The sequence below is a fragment of the Candidatus Symbiothrix dinenymphae genome (genome assembly GCF_001431085.1).
Window position 1 is genome coordinate 1 of sequence record NZ_BBRU01000421.1, and the last position, 441, is coordinate 441.

The following is a 441-nucleotide window of genomic DNA, read 5'->3' on the forward strand; positions in this document are numbered from 1 at the left end:
GAGGTACAACCATCAAAAGCAGAACTGCCAATGCTGGTGATACCGGTGCCAATGGTTACTGAAGAAAGATTACTGCAATTCTGAAAAGCATAAGGAGGAATGCTTAAAAGCCCATTGCCTGTGCTTAATGAATCTGCTCCGCTGCAACCATAAAAGGCTTGAGAGCCAAGACTTGTTACACTATCGGAAATAGTAATGGAGGTAATACCGCTGCAATCATAAAAGGCTCGAAAGCCAATACTTGTTACACTATTGGAAATAGTAATGGAGGTAATACCGCTGCAATCATAGAAAGCATAATTGCCAATACTTGTAACCCCGTTGCCTATCACAAGCGCAGTGATAGAAGTGCGGACCGAATACCACGGCGCAGTGTCGGACGAGTAATTGTCCATTGCCCCTGTGCCGGTAATGGTGGTGGGGCCATCACTGAGAGTGTAG

General features: G+C 45.6%; 1 protein-coding gene. It reads right to left on the reverse strand.

Annotation, left to right across the window (positions count from 1 at the left end; genetic code table 11):
* A partial coding sequence (locus ASC50_RS04685; protein ID WP_158648448.1) for a leucine-rich repeat domain-containing protein occupies window positions 1-441 on the reverse strand: 441 nt, incomplete at both ends.